Below are 620 nucleotides of genomic sequence, written 5' to 3'. Positions count from 1 at the left end.
AGATCGAGGACAAGGTCGACCGAATTGTCACCATCGGCGCCTTCGAGGCTTTCAAGATGGAGCGGTACGCCGCGTTCTTCGAACGTTCCTACAACATTCTTCCCGACGACGGCCGCATGTTATTGCATACCATTTTGACCTACACCCAGAAGCAGCAGTACGAACGCGGCGTCTCCATCACGATGAACGACCTTCGATTCGCGCGGTTCATTGGCACTGAAATCTTCCCGGGCGGACAATTACCGGCGCAGGAAGACATCTTCAGGTTCGCCGGCGAAGCGGGGTTCTCCGTGCAGCAGGTCCAATTGCTGCAGGAGCACTACGAGCGCACGCTCAACATCTGGGCGGCGAACCTGGAGGCCAACCGCCAACGGGCGGTCGAGATCCAGTCCCAAGAGGTCTACGACCGCTACATGAAGTACCTGACCGGGTGCGCGAAGCTGTTCCGCCAGGGTTACACCGACGTCGACCAGTTCACGTTGGAAAAGTAGCGGACCCCAGCCCCTCGCGACCTACTTCACGAGGGTGAACTGCCCGACATTGCTGATGCCCTTGCGGAAGAAGTTCTCACAGCCGGTCAGGTAGTGCATGTACTTGTTGTAGACCTCTTCGGACTGGAT

1 protein-coding gene and 1 pseudogene are annotated in these 620 nt (G+C 57.9%); one reads left to right on the top strand and one right to left on the bottom strand.

Annotated features, from left to right (window positions below; genetic code table 11):
* A partial coding sequence (locus A5692_RS00370; RefSeq protein ID WP_231984128.1) for a class I SAM-dependent methyltransferase occupies positions 1-491 on the top strand: 491 nt, incomplete at its 5' end.
* Positions 492-512: 21 nt separating this feature from the next.
* On the opposite strand, the pseudogene A5692_RS27815 reads toward A5692_RS00370, so the two are convergent.
* Positions 513-620, bottom strand: a pseudogene (locus A5692_RS27815) (class I SAM-dependent methyltransferase); the annotation flags it as partial.

Origin of the sequence: Mycobacterium sp. E342, from assembly GCF_001667665.1 — a bacterium.
Taxonomy (GTDB): domain Bacteria; phylum Actinomycetota; class Actinomycetes; order Mycobacteriales; family Mycobacteriaceae; genus Mycobacterium.
This window is presented reverse-complemented; position numbering and strand designations above follow the sequence as displayed.